Genomic DNA, 15198 nt, shown 5'->3' with positions numbered 1-15198 from the left:
TCGACGCTGAGCCGTGACGCGCTTGCGGGGGCGATGCTGTCGCTGCGGGCGGCATGAGCACCGTACCCGACTCCGTCTCGCTCGCGCGTGCCGGCCACGGCAGCAACAGCGCGGGCACGGGCATCGCGCTCTTCCTCTGCGCGCTGGTGCTGTTCGCCGCCTACGACGCCTTCGCCAAGCAGATGGTGGCCACCCATGCGCCGGCCGTCGTCAACCTGGGCCGCTACAGCGCCATCGGCGTCATCGCGCTGGTGCTGCTGCTGCGCCACGGCGACCTGCGCCTGTGGCGCCAGCCGCACCAGAAGCTGCTGGCCGCGCGAAGCGTGGCGCTGGCCATCGTGGCCACCTGCTTCATGACGGCGCTGGTGACGATGCCTCTGGCCGAGGCCACGGCCATCTACTTCACCGCCCCTCTGATCATGGTCGCGCTGTCGCCCTGGCTGCTCGGCGAGCGCGTGGGCCGCGCGCAGTGGACGGCCGTTCTGCTGGGCTTCGCGGGCATGCTGTGCATCGTGCGCCCCGGCGGCAGCCTGCCGCTGGCGGGCACGCTGCTGATGGCGGTGTCGGCCGTCTGCTATGCGCTCTTCCAGGTGCTCACGCGACGGCTCTCGGGGCTGGTGCCCGCGCCGGTGCAGTTCGCGCACATGGCGATGGCCTGCCTGGTCATCACGAACCTGCCGGTGCTGTTCATGCCGCACATCACGCTGCCGCCGTGGCCGGAGATGGCGCTGCTGGTCGCCGGAGGCGCGGTCAGCGGCAGCGCCCAGCTGTTGCTCCTGGCCGCATTTCGCCGCGTCGGCGCCGCCACGCTGGCACCGCTGAACTACGTGCAATTGCTGCTGGCGGTGCTCATCAGCACGCTGTGGTTCCAGCGCCCGCCCGATGCGCCGGCGCTGGCGGGCATGGCGCTGATTGCCGTCGCGGGCGTGTACCTGGCGCGCGCGGGCGGCGGCAGCCCCAAGGCGGCCGGCATGATACGCACAAGAGATTGAGACAAGGAACTCAGATGACCACCAGCCGGGCCGAAGCCGCCACCCCTCCCGCCTTCTCGTCGATCCAGGTGCCCGACCTGGTCGGCGTGGTGGAGGCCCAACTGCAGCAAGCCATCCTGTCGGGCCGCATCGCGCCCGGCGAACGCATCGTCGAGGCCGAGCTGGCCCGGCAGATGGGCGTGAGCCGCGCACCCGTGCGCGAGGCCGCGCGCCGCCTGGAGAGCCTGGGCCTGCTGATCTCGCGCCCGCGCCACGGCTTCGCGGTGCGCACCGTTTCGCCCAAGCAGGTCAACGACCTGTACGAGGTGCGCATCCAGCTCGAGCTGCTGGGCGCCTCGCTGGCCTGCACGCACGCCACCGACGCCGAACTGGCCCAGCTCGACGCGCGCGTGGACGACATGGTAGAACGCGCCGAGACGCTCTCTTCGCCCGAGCGCGTGGCGCTCGACCTGGACTTCCACTTCGCGATCAGCGCGCTCTCGGGCAACCACTACCTGCACCGGCTCTTCGACAACATGCAGACCGAGGTGCGCATGTTCCTCGCCCTCAGCGAGGACAGCTACGGCGACCTGAAGGCGCTGGCCGAGACGCACAGGCCCATCGCCAAGGCGATGGCGGCGCGCGACGTCGGCGCCGCCGAGCAGGCGCTGCGCTACCACCTCGAAACCGCCAAGGCCCACGTGCGCGGCCTCTTCACCAAGCCCTGACATGAATGCGCTGCCCCGCGTCGCGATGGTCAGCGGAGGCAGCCGGGGTATCGGCCTTGCCATCGTGCGCGAACTGCTGGCCGGCGGCTGGCGCGTGAGCGTGGGCGCGCGCAGCGCCACCGATGCCTTCGCCGGGTACGGACCTGCTCAAGTACGCAGCTACCGCTTCGACGCCGAGGACGCTCGCAGCGAAACCGACTGGGTGGCCGCGACCGTGCGCGACTTCGGCGGCATCGACGCGCTGGTGCACAACGCCGGCATCCTGAGCACGCGCTCGGTCATCGCGGCCGACGACGCGGAGGTCGACCGGCTGCTGGAAGTCAACGTCAAGTCGCCGCTGCGGCTCACGCGCAAGGCCTGGGCGCACCTGCTGGCCGCCGACGAGGGCAAGGTGCTGGTGATGGCATCGCTGGCCGCCAAGCGCGTGCGCACAGCCGACGCCTCTCTCTATGCGCTGAGCAAGGCGGCAGTGCTGTCGCTGGCGCACGGCATCCGGCACTGCGGCGCGGAATCGCGCGTGCGCTGCACGGCCCTGTGCCCGGGCTTCGTAGACACCGACATGGCGGCTGCCCTGCCGCCCGAGCAGCGGCAACAAGCCACGCGACCCGAGGACGTGGCCCGCATCGCGCGCATGGTGCTGGAGCTGCCGGCCTCGGCCAGCGTCGCGGAGATTCCCATCAGCTGGACCGTCGAACCCCAATACTGAAAGCCCGACATGAAAGTCATCTACAGCGACCAGCACACCGGCCACGACCCGCAGCAGTTCATCGTGCGCGGGCGCATGAAGCGCAGCAACGAGCAGCCCGAGCGCGGCACGCTGCTGCTGAACGCCGCGCGTGCGCAGGGCCACGACATCGTCGCGCCCGAGGACCACGGCCCCGGCCCGCGCGCGGCGATCCACACGCCGCAGTACCTGCGCTTCCTGGAGACCGCCTGGGAGCGCTGGCAGCAGCTCGAAGGCGCCTCCGAGGAAGTCATGCCCAACGTGCACCCGTTCCCCGGCCAGCCCTTCACCTACCCCGAAAGCCTGGTCGGCCAGGCCGGCTACCACATGGGCGACATGGCCTGCTCCATCGGCCGGCACACCTGGCATGCCGCGACCTGGTCGGCGCACGTGGCAACGCACGCCGCGCAGCTGGTGCTGGATGGCGAGCGCGCGACCTATGCGCTGTGCCGGCCGCCCGGCCACCACGCCTACGCAGACCGCGCCAACGGCTTCACCTACCTCAACAACGCCGCGATCGCGGCCCAGCACCTGCGCCGCAGGCACGACCGCGTGGCCATCCTCGACATCGACGTGCACCACGGCAACGGCACACAGGGCATCTTCTGGCGCCGCAAGGACGTGCTGACCGTCTCGCTGCACGGCGACCCGCATTTCTGCACGCCCTTCTTCACCGGCCACGCGCACGAGACCGGCGAGGGCGAGGGCCTGGGCTACAACCTGAACCTGCCGCTGGCGCGCGGCACGCAGGACGAGGGCTTCCTCGCCGCACTCGCGACGGCACACGCCAACATCCGCGCCTTCGCGCCCGGCGCGCTGGTCGTGGCCCTGGGCCTGGACGCGCACGAGAACGACCCCTACCAGGCGCTGGCCGTCAGCACGCCGGGCTTCGGCCGCATCCTCGGCGAGATCGCGCGGCTGGGCCTGCCCACGGTGCTGGTGCAGGAAGGCGGCTACCTGTCGGAGGACCTGGGCCTCAACCTCGCCAGCGCGCTCGGCGGCTTCGAGAAGGCGGCGTGATGACGCAAGCGCTCGACGACGCCATCAAGGCGGCCCTGCCCGAGGCGGCGGTGCTGACCTCGCCGCCCGCCCCCGTCGCGACGGAATGGGCGGCGGACCTGCTGCAGCGCCTGTACGGCAAGCGCGGCCGACTCAAGCCGCTCACCGGCGAGCGCGATGCCAACTTCCTGCTGGAGCTGGAGGACGGCGGCGCGCGCTGCATGCTCAAGCTCTCGCATCCCGATGAAGACCCTCTGGTCGCCGACTTCCAGACGCAGGCGCTGCTGCACCTCGCACGCACGGACCCCGGCCTTCCGGTGCAGCGGCTGCTGCCCGACCGCTCCGGCGCGGCCTCGGTGCAGATCGAGGACGCCGAGGGCCGCACACGCGTGGCGCGCCTCTTCAGCTACCTCGAAGGCCAACCCATGCCGCAGGCGCCGCGCTCGGCGGCGCAGCGCAGCAGCGTGGCCCGCATGCTGGCGCGGCTGGACCTGGCGCTGGCGGGCTTCGAGCACCCGGCCGGCGCCCGCGAACTGCCGTGGGACATCCAGCGCGCCGACCGCGTGCGCGCGCTGCTGGTGCACGTGGCCGACCCGGAGCGGCGCGCGCTGGCCGAGTCCGCGCTGGACGGCTTCGTGCAGCGCACCAAGCCCCGCCTTGGCCTGCTGCGCCGCCAGGCCATCCACAACGACTTCAACCTCTACAACCTGCTGGTCGATCCGGACGACCCGGCGCGCGTGGCCGGCATCCTCGATTTCGGAGACATGGTGCATGCGCCGCTGGTGGACGATCTCGCCGTCGCAGCCTCGTACCACATCGACGAGCATGGCGACGCACTGGCGACGATCGCGCGCTTCGCGGCCGACTACCACGCAGTCTCTCCGCTGACCGAAGCCGAAACCTTCGCCCTGCTCGATCTCGTGCGCGCGCGGCTGGCCATGGTGGTCGCCATCAGCGGCTGGCGTGCGGCGCGCCAGCCCGACAACGCCGCCTACCTCATGCGCAACAACGCCGTCTCGTGGGCAAGGCTGCAGGCCTGCGCCGCGCTGACGCCCGAACAGGTGCAGGCCGCCATCCAGGCCGCCTGCCGCACCACGGAAGCCATCCATGACTGAGACGAAAAGCACCGCCGAGCTGCTCGCGCGCCGCGCCCGCCTGCTGGGGCCGGCCTACAGGCTCTTCTACGAAGAGCCCTTCCACCCCGTGCGCGGCGAGGGCGTCTGGCTCTACGACGCCGCCGGCACGCCCTGGCTGGACGCCTACAACAACGTGGTGCCGCTGGGCCACGCGCGGCCCGAGGTGGTCGAGGCCATCGCACGGCAGGCATCGGTGCTCAACACGCACACGCGCTACCTGCACGAAGGCATCCTCGACTACGCAGAGCGGCTGCTCGCCACCATGCCGCCCGAGCTGGGCCACGCCACCTTCACCTGCACCGGCAGCGAGGCCAATGACCTGGCCATGCGCATCGCCACGGCGCACACCGGCAACACCGGCCTCATCGTCACGCGCTTCGCCTACCACGGCGTGACCTCGGCCCTCGCCTGCGCCTCCCCCTCGCTGGGCCAGTACGTGCGCGTGGGCGAGCACGTGCGGCTGGTGGATGCGCCCGAGGGTGCGGATGCCACGACGGGCCGGCGCTTTGCCGACGGTGTGCTCGCGGCCATCGCCGACCTGCGCGCCCACGGCCTGCGGCCAGCGGCGCTGCTCGTCGACACGGTTTTTTCCAGCGACGGCGTATTCACCGCGCCGGCCGGATTCCTGCGCGAGGCCGTGGATGCGATTCGCGCGGCGGGCGGCGTCTTTATCGCGGACGAGGTACAGCCCGGCTTCGGCCGCACCGGCGAGGCCTTCTGGGGCTTCCTTCGCCATGGCGTGGTGCCCGACATCGTGACCATGGGCAAGCCCATGGGCAACGGCCACCCCGTCGCGGGCCTGGCGGTTCGCCCGGAAGTCATGAAGGAATTCGGCCAGGCCAGCCGCTACTTCAACACCTTTGGCGGCAACCCCGTCTCGATGGCCGCGGCCTCCGCCGTGCTCGACGTGATCCAGCGCAACGGCCTGCAGGACAACGCACTGCAGGTCGGCAACTACCTGCGCGAGCGCCTGGCCGCGCTCGGCCAGCGCCATGCACTGGTCGGCGAGGCGCGCGGCGCCGGGCTCTTCGTCGGGCTGGAACTCGTGACCGACCGCGCCACGCGCGCGCCAGCCACCGCGCAGGCGGCCAAGGTCGTCAACGGCCTGCGGCAGCGGCAGGTGCTGCTGAGCGCGACCGGGCCGCAGGGCAACGTGCTCAAGATCAGGCCGCCGCTGGTGTTCACGCGCGAGCATGCCGATCTGCTGGTCGAGCGGCTGGATGAGGTGCTGGGCACGGTCGAATAGCTGCGGGATGCCGTTGGCCCCGCGTCGGTGCGCCACTGAGTGCGCGCAGGGCGACAAGTCGGTAGCGCGCGTCACCGCGCGCTGTTCTCAAGCCTCGGCAGGACAGAGCGCACGGTAGTCGATACGGCCCCGTGCGCTACCGCCGTAGAAGGTGCCGCGGTCCGCGTCGTTCATCGGCGCATTGGTCACGACGCGGCAATGGACTGCTGGACGAAGTCGGCGTACTTGCGCAGGGGACGGCCGAGCATGGCCTGCAGGCGATCCGCTGCGCCGTCCGCGCCTTGCATGCCGAACTTCTGAATCCCGGCCATCATCAGGCGCATGTCGTAGGCAAGCCAGGACGGAGCCATCGAGGCCATCTGCCCTTCGAAGGCCGCCACGTCGTCCCCGCCGTAAGTCACCTGGCGACCGAGCGCGGCACTCCAGATCCCGGCCACCGACGCTCCGGTCAACAGCTCGGGCCCGACCAGTTCCAGCGTGGTACGTGGCAACGGCGCGGGTGCACGGTGCCGGCGCAGCAGTTCGGCGACGGCGATGTCCGCAATGTCTCGCGCATCGATCATCGCGACGCCCGCCGAGCCGATGGGCATCGGGTAGACGCCGTGGCCCTCAATCACCTGCTGGACCATCCGCTCGTTCTGCATGAAGTAGGCGGGGCGAAGGATGGTCGCCGGAATGTCGAGGCTCTCGATCATTCGCTCGACCGTGTGCTTGCCGGTGAAGTGCGGCACGTTGGTGAACTTGTCCGCGTGGATGACCGACAGATAGACGACGCGCTCGATACCGGCCTCGCGCGCCAGGTTCAGCGCGACGAGGGCTTGCGTCACTTCGTCGGGCGTGACGGCGTTCAATAGGAACAGCGTGCGCACCGATGACATTGCCGCACGCAACGACGGCACGTCGGTCAGGTCGCCGACGACCTCCTTGACGCTGGCCGGAAAGCTTTGTTTTCCAGGTGTGCGAACGAACGCGCTGACCTGTGCGCCGGCGGAGGCCAGCCCTTGGACGACGAGGGAACCGATGGTGCCGGTGGCACCGGTGACGAGAATGCTCATGGAGATCTCCAGGTGGTTGAGGGAAACGGGTTGAAGGGATGGGTCACAAGGTCGATCAACGCGAGAAATCCGCGACGACCTTGCCGATGCGAGCGGCTGTGCGATTGCGCTCGATGGCCACGGGGATGTCGTCGAAGCCCACGACTTCGCCGAGCTTCGAGATCAGCGTGCCTTGGGCGACCTCCGCCGCCAGCCGCTCCAGCAAGGCCGCGTCCGGCTTGTTCATGAACCACAGGCCGCGGCGTCCGGGGGGCGTGCGTGCAAGGATGTCGGGCGAGGACGTTCCGACGATGGCGCCGTCCTTCTTCAGCACCTGCCAGGATCGATCGAGCACGTCGCCGCCGACGTAGTCGAGCACCAGGTCGATGTCCCGCGCCATCGATTCGAAGCGTTCGGTGCGGTAGTCGATGACGTGGTTCGCGCCCAGGCTGCGAACGTAGTCGACGTGCGCGGTCGACGCCGTTGCGAAGACCATGGCGCCTGCCCGCTTGGCGTACTGCACGGCATAGCCACCCAGGCCTCCGGCCGCGCCGTGGATCAGGATTCGCTGACCTGCGGCGATCGGACCGGCGTGGTGCAAGCTTTGCCATGCGGCCACGGCTGCCACCGGGACTGCAGCCGCATGGACGTCGTCCAGGCTGTCCGGCGTGCGCACCAGGTTGGCCTCGTCGACGGCCACGAAATCGGCATAGGCGCCCAGGCCGCCCAGCGGGCCCATGACGCGATCGCCGACACGAAAGCGCGTGGCGCCCGGGCCGAGCGCTTCGACGACGCCTGCGAGTTCGATGCCCAGCACGGCGGGCAGCTGAAGCGGAAAGGCATCACGGACGAAGCCTTCACGAATCTTCCAGTCGATGCCGTTCACGCCGGCGGCCCGGACGCGAACCAGAACCTGGCCCTGTGCGGCCGTGGGAATCGCGATCTCGGCGATCTCGGCGGCGGCAGCCCCGCCATAGGCACGGATCAGCACGGCTCGCTGGTTATTGCTGGTAGTGGTCATTTCAGTTTTCTCCTGTTGAAGTTGCTATGGGGAGAAGATATTTCGTTGCGCCGGTAAAACAAAGACCAGAAAATGAAGACACCTCGTTTCAAATTCGAAACACCAAAACACCATGGACCTGAATGCACTGACCGACTTCGCGCTCGTCGCAACGAATGGAGGGCTGGGAAAGGCAAGCCGCGCAAGCGGCCGATCGAAGGCCACCCTGTCCCGGCGCATCGCCGACCTGGAGGAGCAGCTCGGCGTGCGGCTCATCGAGCGCAGCGCCCGCGGGCTCAAACTCACGGAAGCCGGCCAGATGCTGATGGACCGCACCGAAGGGCCGATGCACGAGGTCGCCGACGCCATGACGTCCGCACGCGAGGGCCTGTCGGTCCCGCGCGGGCGCCTGCGCATCGCTTCGCCGGTGCTGTTCTCGCAACTGGCGATGGGCCGCATCTCAGCCGAGTTCTGCACCGCCTACCCCGAAGTCAGCTGCGAGATCGTGGCGGACGATCGCCTGGTCGATCTCGTCGAGGAGCAGTTCGATGCCGCGATCCGGATCAACCCGAGCCCGGACAGCAGCCTCGTCGGCCGGTGTTTCGCCAAGGACCGCCTGGTGGTCGTGGCCGCGCCCTCCGTGCCCATGCCAAGGCCAGGCAAGGTCAGCCCGGTTCCCGGCATCGTCTCCACGAGCTTTCAACCCACGACCTGGACGCTCGACGAGGGCCGCCTTGTACTGGAGCCGATTCCGAGGCTCAGGCTTTCCTCGTTCCTGATGATTCGCGACGCGGCGATCGCCGGCGCGGGCGCCGCCCTGATGCCGCAGTCGATCGCGTGGAACCAGCTGACGCGCGGAGAACTGGTTCAGTGGGGCATGGTTTCAGGCGCGGAAGTCGCGCTCTGGGTCCTGCACACATCGCGACGACTTCCCGCGCCGAAGGTTCGGGCGTTCGTCGACTTCATGTGCGAGCAATATCCGCAGGGGTCTCTCGTGCTGAACGGCTGAGAGACGCACAACAGCCGATGGCGCGCGAAAGCGCGAAGCCCAGAGAACCTACTTTTCCGAGGGCACGCCCGCAGGCTCGACTCCCGCCGGCAGCGACTCCACCCGCACCACCCGCTGCGGATACGGAATGTCGATCCCCGCACCGCGCAGCCCGTCGAGGATCGCGATGTTGATCGCCGAGCGCAGGTTGTCCTTGCCCTTGTCCGGATCAGTCACCCAGAAATTGAGCGTGAACTCCAGCCCGTCAGGCGCGAAGTTCATGAGGAAGGCCACCGGCGCCGGGTCGGTCATCACGCGCGGCTGGGCCTTGGCGGCCTCGCAGAGGATGGACTGCACCTGCGCCACGTCGCTGTCGTAGCCGACCACGATGGTGGTCGTGATGTTGAACTTGCGGTCGGCCAGCGAGAGGTTTTCCACCCGGCTGGTGATGAGCGACTCGTTCGGCACGATGGCCTCGCGCCCGTTGCCCGCGCGGATCAGCGTGTAGCGGGTCTTGATGTCGGTGATGCGGCCCTCGAAGGTGTCGACCTTGACGTTGTCGCCGATGCGGATGGAGCGCTCCAGCAGGATCACGAAGCCGCTCACGTAGTTGGCCGCCAGCTTCTGCAGGCCGAAGCCCAGGCCCACGCCGAGCGCGCCGCCGAGCACCGAGAGCGCCGTGAGGTCCACCCCCACCGCCGAGAGCGCGAACAGCAGGCCCACCAGCAGCAGGAAGGCGCGCACCGCGTTCGAGGCCACCTTGCGCATCGACAGGTCGGAAACCGCCTCGCGCAGGATGCGCTTCTCGATGGTGCTGGAGATCCACAGCGAGATCATCAGCACCACGCCCGCCGACAGCACGCCCTGGAAGATGGTCTGCAGGCTCACCCGCGTCTTGCCGAAGGCCAGCGTGATGTCGTCGAGTTCCGCCAACACTGGCGGCAGCAGCCCCACGATCCAGAGCACCGCCGCGATCCAGGCCAGCCAGGAGATGGTGCGCTCGATCAGCCTGACGAGGTTGGAGGCCGGGAACACTGCCCTGAGCACCCGCGCGAACAGCCGGATGACCGCCAGCGACAAAAACACCGGCACCGCGATGCGCAGCACCAGCACGGTCTGGAAGTCGAGCGCCGCGCGCCGGGCCAGGTCGGTGAACACCAGTGCCAGCAGCGGGAACAGCAGGCCGTCGAAGGTGCTCTCGCCGAACCAGATCGAGTCCTTGGGCTGGTCGCGGCCGAACCACTTGCAGATCGCCCAGGCCAGCGCCACGCAGGCCACCAGCGCGATCAGCTCGATGCCAAGGCCGCGTGCATCGACCTGGTTCAATCGTTGGAGAAAGTCGTTGAAATTCATCTATTGAGAGAAGAAACGAGCGCCGGTCGCGCCCGCTGCGTCACAGCGCCGCCAGCACGCGGATGTGGGCTTCCACGCTGCGCGCCAGCGCGTCGAGGTTGTAGCCGCCTTCGAGCATCGAGACGATACGGCCTTTCGAATGGCGCCTGGCGACATCGTGTATGCGGCCCGTGATCCAGGCGAAGTCGTTTTCGTTGAGGCCCAGCTGGCCCAGGTCGTCCTCGCGGTGCGCGTCGAAGCCGGCGCTGACGAAGATCATCTGCGGCTTGAACTCCTCCAGCCGCGGCATCCAGGTCGCCTCGATCATCTCGCGCACGTCCATGCCCCGGGTGTAGGCCGGGATCGGCAGGTTCAGCATGTTCGGCGCCGGATGACTGGTGCCGCTGTACGGGTAGAACGGATGCTGGAAGAAACCCACCATCAGCACGCGCGGGTCGTTGGAAAGAATGTCCTCGGTGCCGTTGCCGTGGTGCACGTCGAAATCGACGACGGCCACGCGCTCGATGCCATGCACCTCGATGGCGTGCCGCGCGGCGATGGCGACGTTGTTGAAGAAGCAGAAGCCCATCGCCTGCTCCCGGCAGGCATGGTGGCCGGGCGGGCGGACCGAGCAGAAGGCGTTTTCCAGGTCGCCGGCGATCACTGCGTCGGTCGCGGCGATCGCGGCGCCTGCCGCACGGCGCGCGGCCAGCAGGGTGAAGCGGGTGAGCGTGGTATCGGGGTCGACCTGCGCGTGGTCCGGGCCGCCGGCGGGCTCGTCGGCCACCAGGCGCTGGTGCAGCGACTCCAGGTACTCGACGTGCTCCGTGCTATGCGCCCGGGTGATCTGCTCCAGCGTGGCCAGCGGCACCTCGCGGTGCTCCAGCGCGTCGCCCACGCCGGTGAGCAGGAGGCGGTCCTCGATGGCATCGAGCCGGCCGGGGCACTCGGGATGCCCTCCGCCCATGTCGTGCTTCCAGAAGTCCCGATGTGTGAAGTAGCCTGTCTTGCCCATGTGTCTCTATCGCCACGTCTAGACCTCACGCAGCATGGGGCCGGCGGGTCTTACGGTATCGTTTGCATATGGATACAAATATGGACGTTGCCGCAAAGCTAGCCACTTTGTTAACTCAGCTTAACACGGTGATCGTGGGCAAAGAGGCCCAGGTTCGCGACTGCGTGGCCTGCCTGCTGGCGGGCGGCCACCTGCTGATCGAGGACGTGCCGGGTGTCGGCAAGACCACCCTCGCCCACGCGCTCTCGCACACTTTCGGGCTGCAGTTCTCCCGCGTGCAGTTCACCGCCGACCTGATGCCGGGCGATCTCTCGGGCGTGGCGATCTACGACCGGGGCCAGCAGGCCTTCACCTTCCACCCGGGGCCGATCTTCGCGCAGGTGCTGCTGGCCGACGAAATCAACCGCGCCAGCCCCAAGACCCAGAGCGCGCTGCTGGAGGCCATGGAAGAGAAGCAGGTCACCGTCGAAGGCGAGACCCGCCCCCTGCCCTCGCCCTTCTTCGTGATCGCCACCCAGAATCCGCAGGACCAGCTCGGCACCTTCGCCCTGCCTGAATCGCAGCTCGACCGCTTCCTGATGCGCATCTCGCTCGGCTACCCCGACCGCGCCGCCGAGCGCCAGCTGCTCGCGGGCGTCGACCGCCGCGAGATGCTGGCCACCCTGCCCGCGATGCTGACCGCCGGCGAGCTCACCGCCCTGCAGCAGCGCGTGCAGCAGGTGCACGCGGCCGACGCGCTGCTCAACTACGTGCAGGACCTGATCGCAGCCACCCGCTCCGGCCGCTGGTTCCTGCAGGGCCTGTCGCCGCGCGCCGGCATCGCGGTGCTGCGCGCGGCCAAGGCTCAGGCGCTGCTGGCCAATCGCAACTACGTCGCGCCCGACGACGTGCAGGCCGTGCTGCCGCAGACCATCGCGCACCGCCTCACGCCGGTGGGCGATGCCGGCCGGGGTGCCGTGGAGCAGGTGCGCGCCATGATCGCCGCCGTGCCCTTGCCGTGAACCCTGCCGGCGCTCTCCGCGCGCGCATCGACGGCTGGTTCCTGTCGCGCCGCGCGCCCTCCGACACGCTGGAGCTCACCCAGCGCAACGTCTACATCCTGCCCACGCGGGCCGGCTGGACGCTGGGGGCGACGCTGCTGGTGCTGCTGATCGCGTCGATCAACTACCAGCTCAACCTGGGCTACCTGCTGACCTTTCTTCTCGCGGGCAGCGTGGCCGTGGGCATGCACGTGTGCCACGGCACGCTGCGCGGGCTGGCGATGCACATGATGCAGCCCGAAGCACACTACGCGGGCGCCGCCGCAGTGTTCAGGGTGGTGCTGCACAACACCCGTCGCCGCGTGCGCTACGGCATCGGCATGGCGGTGCGCGGCAGTGGGCAATGGGCCTGGACCGACGTGCCGGCGGAGGGAACGTCGACCGTCGAGATCGCCTTCCAGCCCGAGCGGCGCGGGCTGCACCCGGTGCCGCCGCTCACGGCCGAGACGCGCTTTCCGCTCGGCACCTTCCGCGTCTGGACGGTCTGGCGGCCGGCCGCGCAGATGCTGGTGTACCCCACGCCCGAGGCGCACCCGCCGCCGCTGCCGCCCGGCGAGCCCCTTTCCGGGCCAACCGCGCTGACCGCCTCGATGCGCGCCCACAACGCCGGCGAATACGACGGCGTGCGCGCCTACCGCCGCGGCGATCCGCTCAAGCTCGTGGTCTGGAAGAAGGCCGCGCGCGCGCAGGCCACCGGCTCCGAAGACCTGGTCAGCCGCGACACGCAGCAGGCCCAGCGCGAGGAGCTCTGGCTCGATGCGCAGGCCACCGGCCTCGCCGACACCGAAGGCCGACTCTCGCGCCTGTGCGCCTGGGTGCTGATGGCCGACCGGCTGGGCGTGGACTACGGCCTGCGGGTGGCCGGCCGGGTCGTGAAGCCCTCCCAGGGCGAGGCGCATCGCCGGGCCTGCCTCGAAGCCCTGGCGCTTTGCTGAACGGGAACGCCGCATGAACAGAGTGATGCGCGAACTCGCCTCGCTGCCGCGCGACGCACGGGACACCCTCTTTCTTCTCTGCGTGATCGGCCTGATCCTGCTGCCGCAGATCGAGAACCTGCCGTGGTGGTGCTCGGCCCTCACCGCGATGGTGCTGCTGTGGCGCGCTTCGCTGGCCGTGCAGGCACGGCCGCTTCCCAGCCGGTGGTGGCGCCTCGCGCTGCTGGCGCTGATATTGGGCGCCACTTACGCCACCCACCGCACGCTGCTGGGCCGCGACGCAGGCGTCACGCTGATCGTGAGCCTGCTCGCGCTCAAGACGCTGGAGCTGCGCGCGCGGCGCGACGCCTTCGTCGTCTTCTTCCTGGGCTTCTTCGCGATGCTCACGAACTTCTTCTACTCGCAGTCGCTGCTGACGGCCTTCACCATGCTGCTGGCACTGCTGGGCCTGCTGACCGCGCTGGTCAACGCGCACATGCCGGTGGGCCGGCCGCCGCTGATGCAGGCCGCGCGCACCGCCGGGTGGATGGCGCTGGCGGGCGCGCCGATCATGCTCGCGCTGTTCCTGCTGTTCCCGCGCTTCGCGCCGCTGTGGGGCACGCCCAGCGACGCGATGATGGGCCGCAGCGGCCTGTCGAACACCATGCGCGTGGGCACCATCGCCGAGCTGGCGCTCGACGACCGCATCACCGCGCGCATCAAGTTCGAGGACGGCCGCGCGCCGCCGCAGAGCCAGCTGTACTTCCGCGGACCGGTGCTGGCGCAGTTCGACGGCCGCGAATGGACGGCGCTGCCTTCGTGGGCACGCGGCGCGCAGTGGTCGTCCAACCTGCGCGTGAGCGGCTCGCCCGTGCGCTACGAAGTGACGCTGGAAGCCAGCAACCGGCCCTGGCTGCTGACCCTCGACGTCGCGCAGCGCCCGCCCGAGGTGCCCGGCTTCGAGGTCAGCGGCACGCCCGACCTGCAGTGGTTCGCCAGCCGCCCCATCAACGACCTGGTGCGCTACAGCGCCGAGAGCTACACGCAGTTCCAGAGCGGCCCGCTCAAGCGCGTGGGCGGCCAGTTGCAGGCCTATCTCGCGCTGCCGCCCGGCACCAACCCGCGCACCGCCGCGCTGGCCGCCGAGATGCGCGCCGACCCCGCGCTGGCCAACGCCAATGCACAGGCATTCGTGCAGGCCGCCCTGCGCCGCCTGCGCACCGGCGGCTACACCTACACACTGGAGCCGGGCGTCTACGGCAACGACACCGCCGACGAGTTCTGGTTCGACCGCAAGGAAGGCTTCTGCGAGCACATCGCCTCGGCCTTCGTGGTGCTGATGCGCAACCTGGGCATTCCGTCGCGCATCGTCACCGGCTACCAGGGCGGCGAACTCAACAGCGTCGACAACTTCTGGATCGTGCGCCAGAGCGACGCCCACGCCTGGGCCGAGGTCTGGCAGGAAGGCACCGGCTGGACGCGCGTGGACCCCACCGGTTCCGTCGCGCCGGGGCGCATCGGCCAGACCCAGCGGCTGGTGCCGCAGCCGGGCCTGTTCGCGGGCGCCATCGGCTCGATGAGCCCCACGCTCGCGCAGAACCTGCGCGCCGTGTGGGAGGCCGTGAACAACGGCTGGAACCAGTGGGTGCTCAACTACACGCAGAGCCGCCAGCTCAACCTGCTGAAGAACATCGGCTTCGAGGCGCCGAGCATCGAGGACCTGGGCTACGTGCTGCTGTATCTGCTGGTGGCCGCCAGCCTGGCCGGCGCCGGCTGGACACTGTGGGAGCGCAGCCGCCACGACCCGTGGCTGCGCCTGCTGGGCCAGGCCCGCGCGCGGCTCGCCAAGGCCGGCCTGAAGCTGCCCGAGACCACGCCGCCCCGCCAGATGGCGCAGGAGGCCGACGCGCGCTTCGGCCCAGCTGCCCGATCCGTGCGCGACTGGCTGCTCAAGCTCGAGGCGCAGCGCTATGCGCCGGCCTCGCCGCAGTCGCTTTCGTCACTGCGCGGCGAGTTCCGCCGGATCGCATGGCCCAGCGCCAATCCGGCAAGGGGCTGAAACCACATGTGT

14 protein-coding genes are annotated in these 15198 nt (G+C 69.6%); 10 read left to right on the top strand and 4 right to left on the bottom strand.

The features are described from left to right. Window positions 1-53: 53 nt before the first annotated feature. Genes AC1VNX_RS13410 through AC1VNX_RS13385 form a run of 6 tightly spaced genes read left to right on the top strand, consistent with a single transcriptional unit; the run spans window position 54 to window position 5804 of the window. Window positions 54-992: a DMT family transporter gene (locus AC1VNX_RS13410; protein ID WP_483157127.1), complete on the top strand. Its 939-nt coding sequence runs from the start codon at window positions 54-56 to the stop codon at window positions 990-992. A gap of 14 nt (window positions 993-1006) precedes the next feature. After that, the gene (locus tag AC1VNX_RS13405) at window positions 1007-1699 is read left to right on the top strand and encodes a GntR family transcriptional regulator (protein ID WP_483157126.1); all 693 of its coding nucleotides are present in this window, start codon (window positions 1007-1009) and stop codon (window positions 1697-1699) included. A gap of 1 nt (window position 1700) precedes the next feature. Further along, entirely contained in the window at window positions 1701-2405 is a 705-nt protein-coding gene (locus AC1VNX_RS13400) for an SDR family NAD(P)-dependent oxidoreductase (RefSeq protein WP_483157125.1), read from the top strand. Window positions 2406-2414: 9 nt separating this feature from the next. Then, window positions 2415-3443 (top strand): histone deacetylase family protein, encoded by a 1029-nt coding sequence (locus AC1VNX_RS13395; protein ID WP_483157124.1) that lies wholly within the window; start codon window positions 2415-2417, stop codon window positions 3441-3443. After that, on the top strand, window positions 3443-4537 hold the full coding sequence (locus AC1VNX_RS13390) for a phosphotransferase (RefSeq protein ID WP_483157123.1): 1095 nt from the start codon (window positions 3443-3445) through the stop codon (window positions 4535-4537). The genes AC1VNX_RS13395 and AC1VNX_RS13390 overlap by 1 nt, the downstream gene beginning before the upstream one ends. Beyond that, a complete protein-coding gene (locus AC1VNX_RS13385) occupies window positions 4530-5804 on the top strand; it encodes an aspartate aminotransferase family protein (RefSeq protein ID WP_483157122.1) in 1275 nt (424 codons plus the stop codon). The genes AC1VNX_RS13390 and AC1VNX_RS13385 overlap by 8 nt, the downstream gene beginning before the upstream one ends. A 185-nt stretch (window positions 5805-5989) precedes the next feature. Here AC1VNX_RS13385 and AC1VNX_RS13380 read toward each other — a convergent pair whose 3' ends face one another. Together AC1VNX_RS13380 and AC1VNX_RS13375 are read right to left on the bottom strand one after the other, a co-directional pair. After that, on the bottom strand, window positions 5990-6859 hold the full coding sequence (locus tag AC1VNX_RS13380; RefSeq protein ID WP_483157121.1) for an NmrA/HSCARG family protein: 870 nt from the start codon (window positions 6857-6859) through the stop codon (window positions 5990-5992). Between the two features lie 55 nt (window positions 6860-6914). Next, window positions 6915-7859, bottom strand: a complete 945-nt coding sequence (locus AC1VNX_RS13375) for an NADP-dependent oxidoreductase (protein ID WP_483157120.1) — start codon at window positions 7857-7859, stop codon at window positions 6915-6917. A 112-nt stretch (window positions 7860-7971) separates the two neighbouring features. On the opposite strand from AC1VNX_RS13375, the gene AC1VNX_RS13370 reads away from it, so the two are divergent. Next, complete coding sequence (locus tag AC1VNX_RS13370; RefSeq protein WP_483157119.1) at window positions 7972-8847, top strand: LysR family transcriptional regulator; 876 nt, start codon at window positions 7972-7974, stop codon at window positions 8845-8847. 48 nt (window positions 8848-8895) lie between these two features. On the opposite strand, the gene AC1VNX_RS13365 is transcribed toward AC1VNX_RS13370, so the two are convergent. Both AC1VNX_RS13365 and AC1VNX_RS13360 read right to left on the bottom strand, forming a co-directional pair. After that, window positions 8896-10179 (bottom strand): mechanosensitive ion channel family protein, encoded by a 1284-nt coding sequence (locus tag AC1VNX_RS13365; RefSeq protein WP_483157118.1) that lies wholly within the window; start codon window positions 10177-10179, stop codon window positions 8896-8898. A gap of 40 nt (window positions 10180-10219) precedes the next feature. Beyond that, a complete protein-coding gene (locus tag AC1VNX_RS13360; protein WP_483157117.1) occupies window positions 10220-11173 on the bottom strand; it encodes a histone deacetylase family protein in 954 nt (317 codons plus the stop codon). 80 nt (window positions 11174-11253) lie between these two features. Here AC1VNX_RS13360 and AC1VNX_RS13355 point away from each other — a divergent pair, with 80 nt between their 5' ends. From AC1VNX_RS13355 to AC1VNX_RS13345, 3 genes are read left to right on the top strand one after another with little or no spacing between them, the layout of a single operon-like run. Further along, window positions 11254-12174, top strand: coding sequence for an AAA family ATPase (locus AC1VNX_RS13355; RefSeq protein ID WP_301511192.1), 921 nt, complete (start codon window positions 11254-11256; stop codon window positions 12172-12174). Further along, window positions 12171-13148, top strand: a complete 978-nt coding sequence (locus AC1VNX_RS13350; protein ID WP_483157116.1) for a DUF58 domain-containing protein — start codon at window positions 12171-12173, stop codon at window positions 13146-13148. The genes AC1VNX_RS13355 and AC1VNX_RS13350 overlap by 4 nt, the downstream gene beginning before the upstream one ends. A 13-nt stretch (window positions 13149-13161) precedes the next feature. Then, window positions 13162-15186 carry a transglutaminase TgpA family protein gene (locus tag AC1VNX_RS13345; RefSeq protein WP_483157115.1) on the top strand — a complete coding sequence of 675 codons (2025 nt, stop codon included), beginning with the start codon at window positions 13162-13164 and terminating at the stop codon, window positions 15184-15186. Window positions 15187-15198 lie beyond the last annotated feature (12 nt).

This window comes from Variovorax sp. TLI9-5A, from assembly GCF_056867935.1.
The sequence above is the reverse complement of the archived record's forward strand: the minus strand, read 5'-3'. Positions and strand labels throughout refer to the sequence as shown.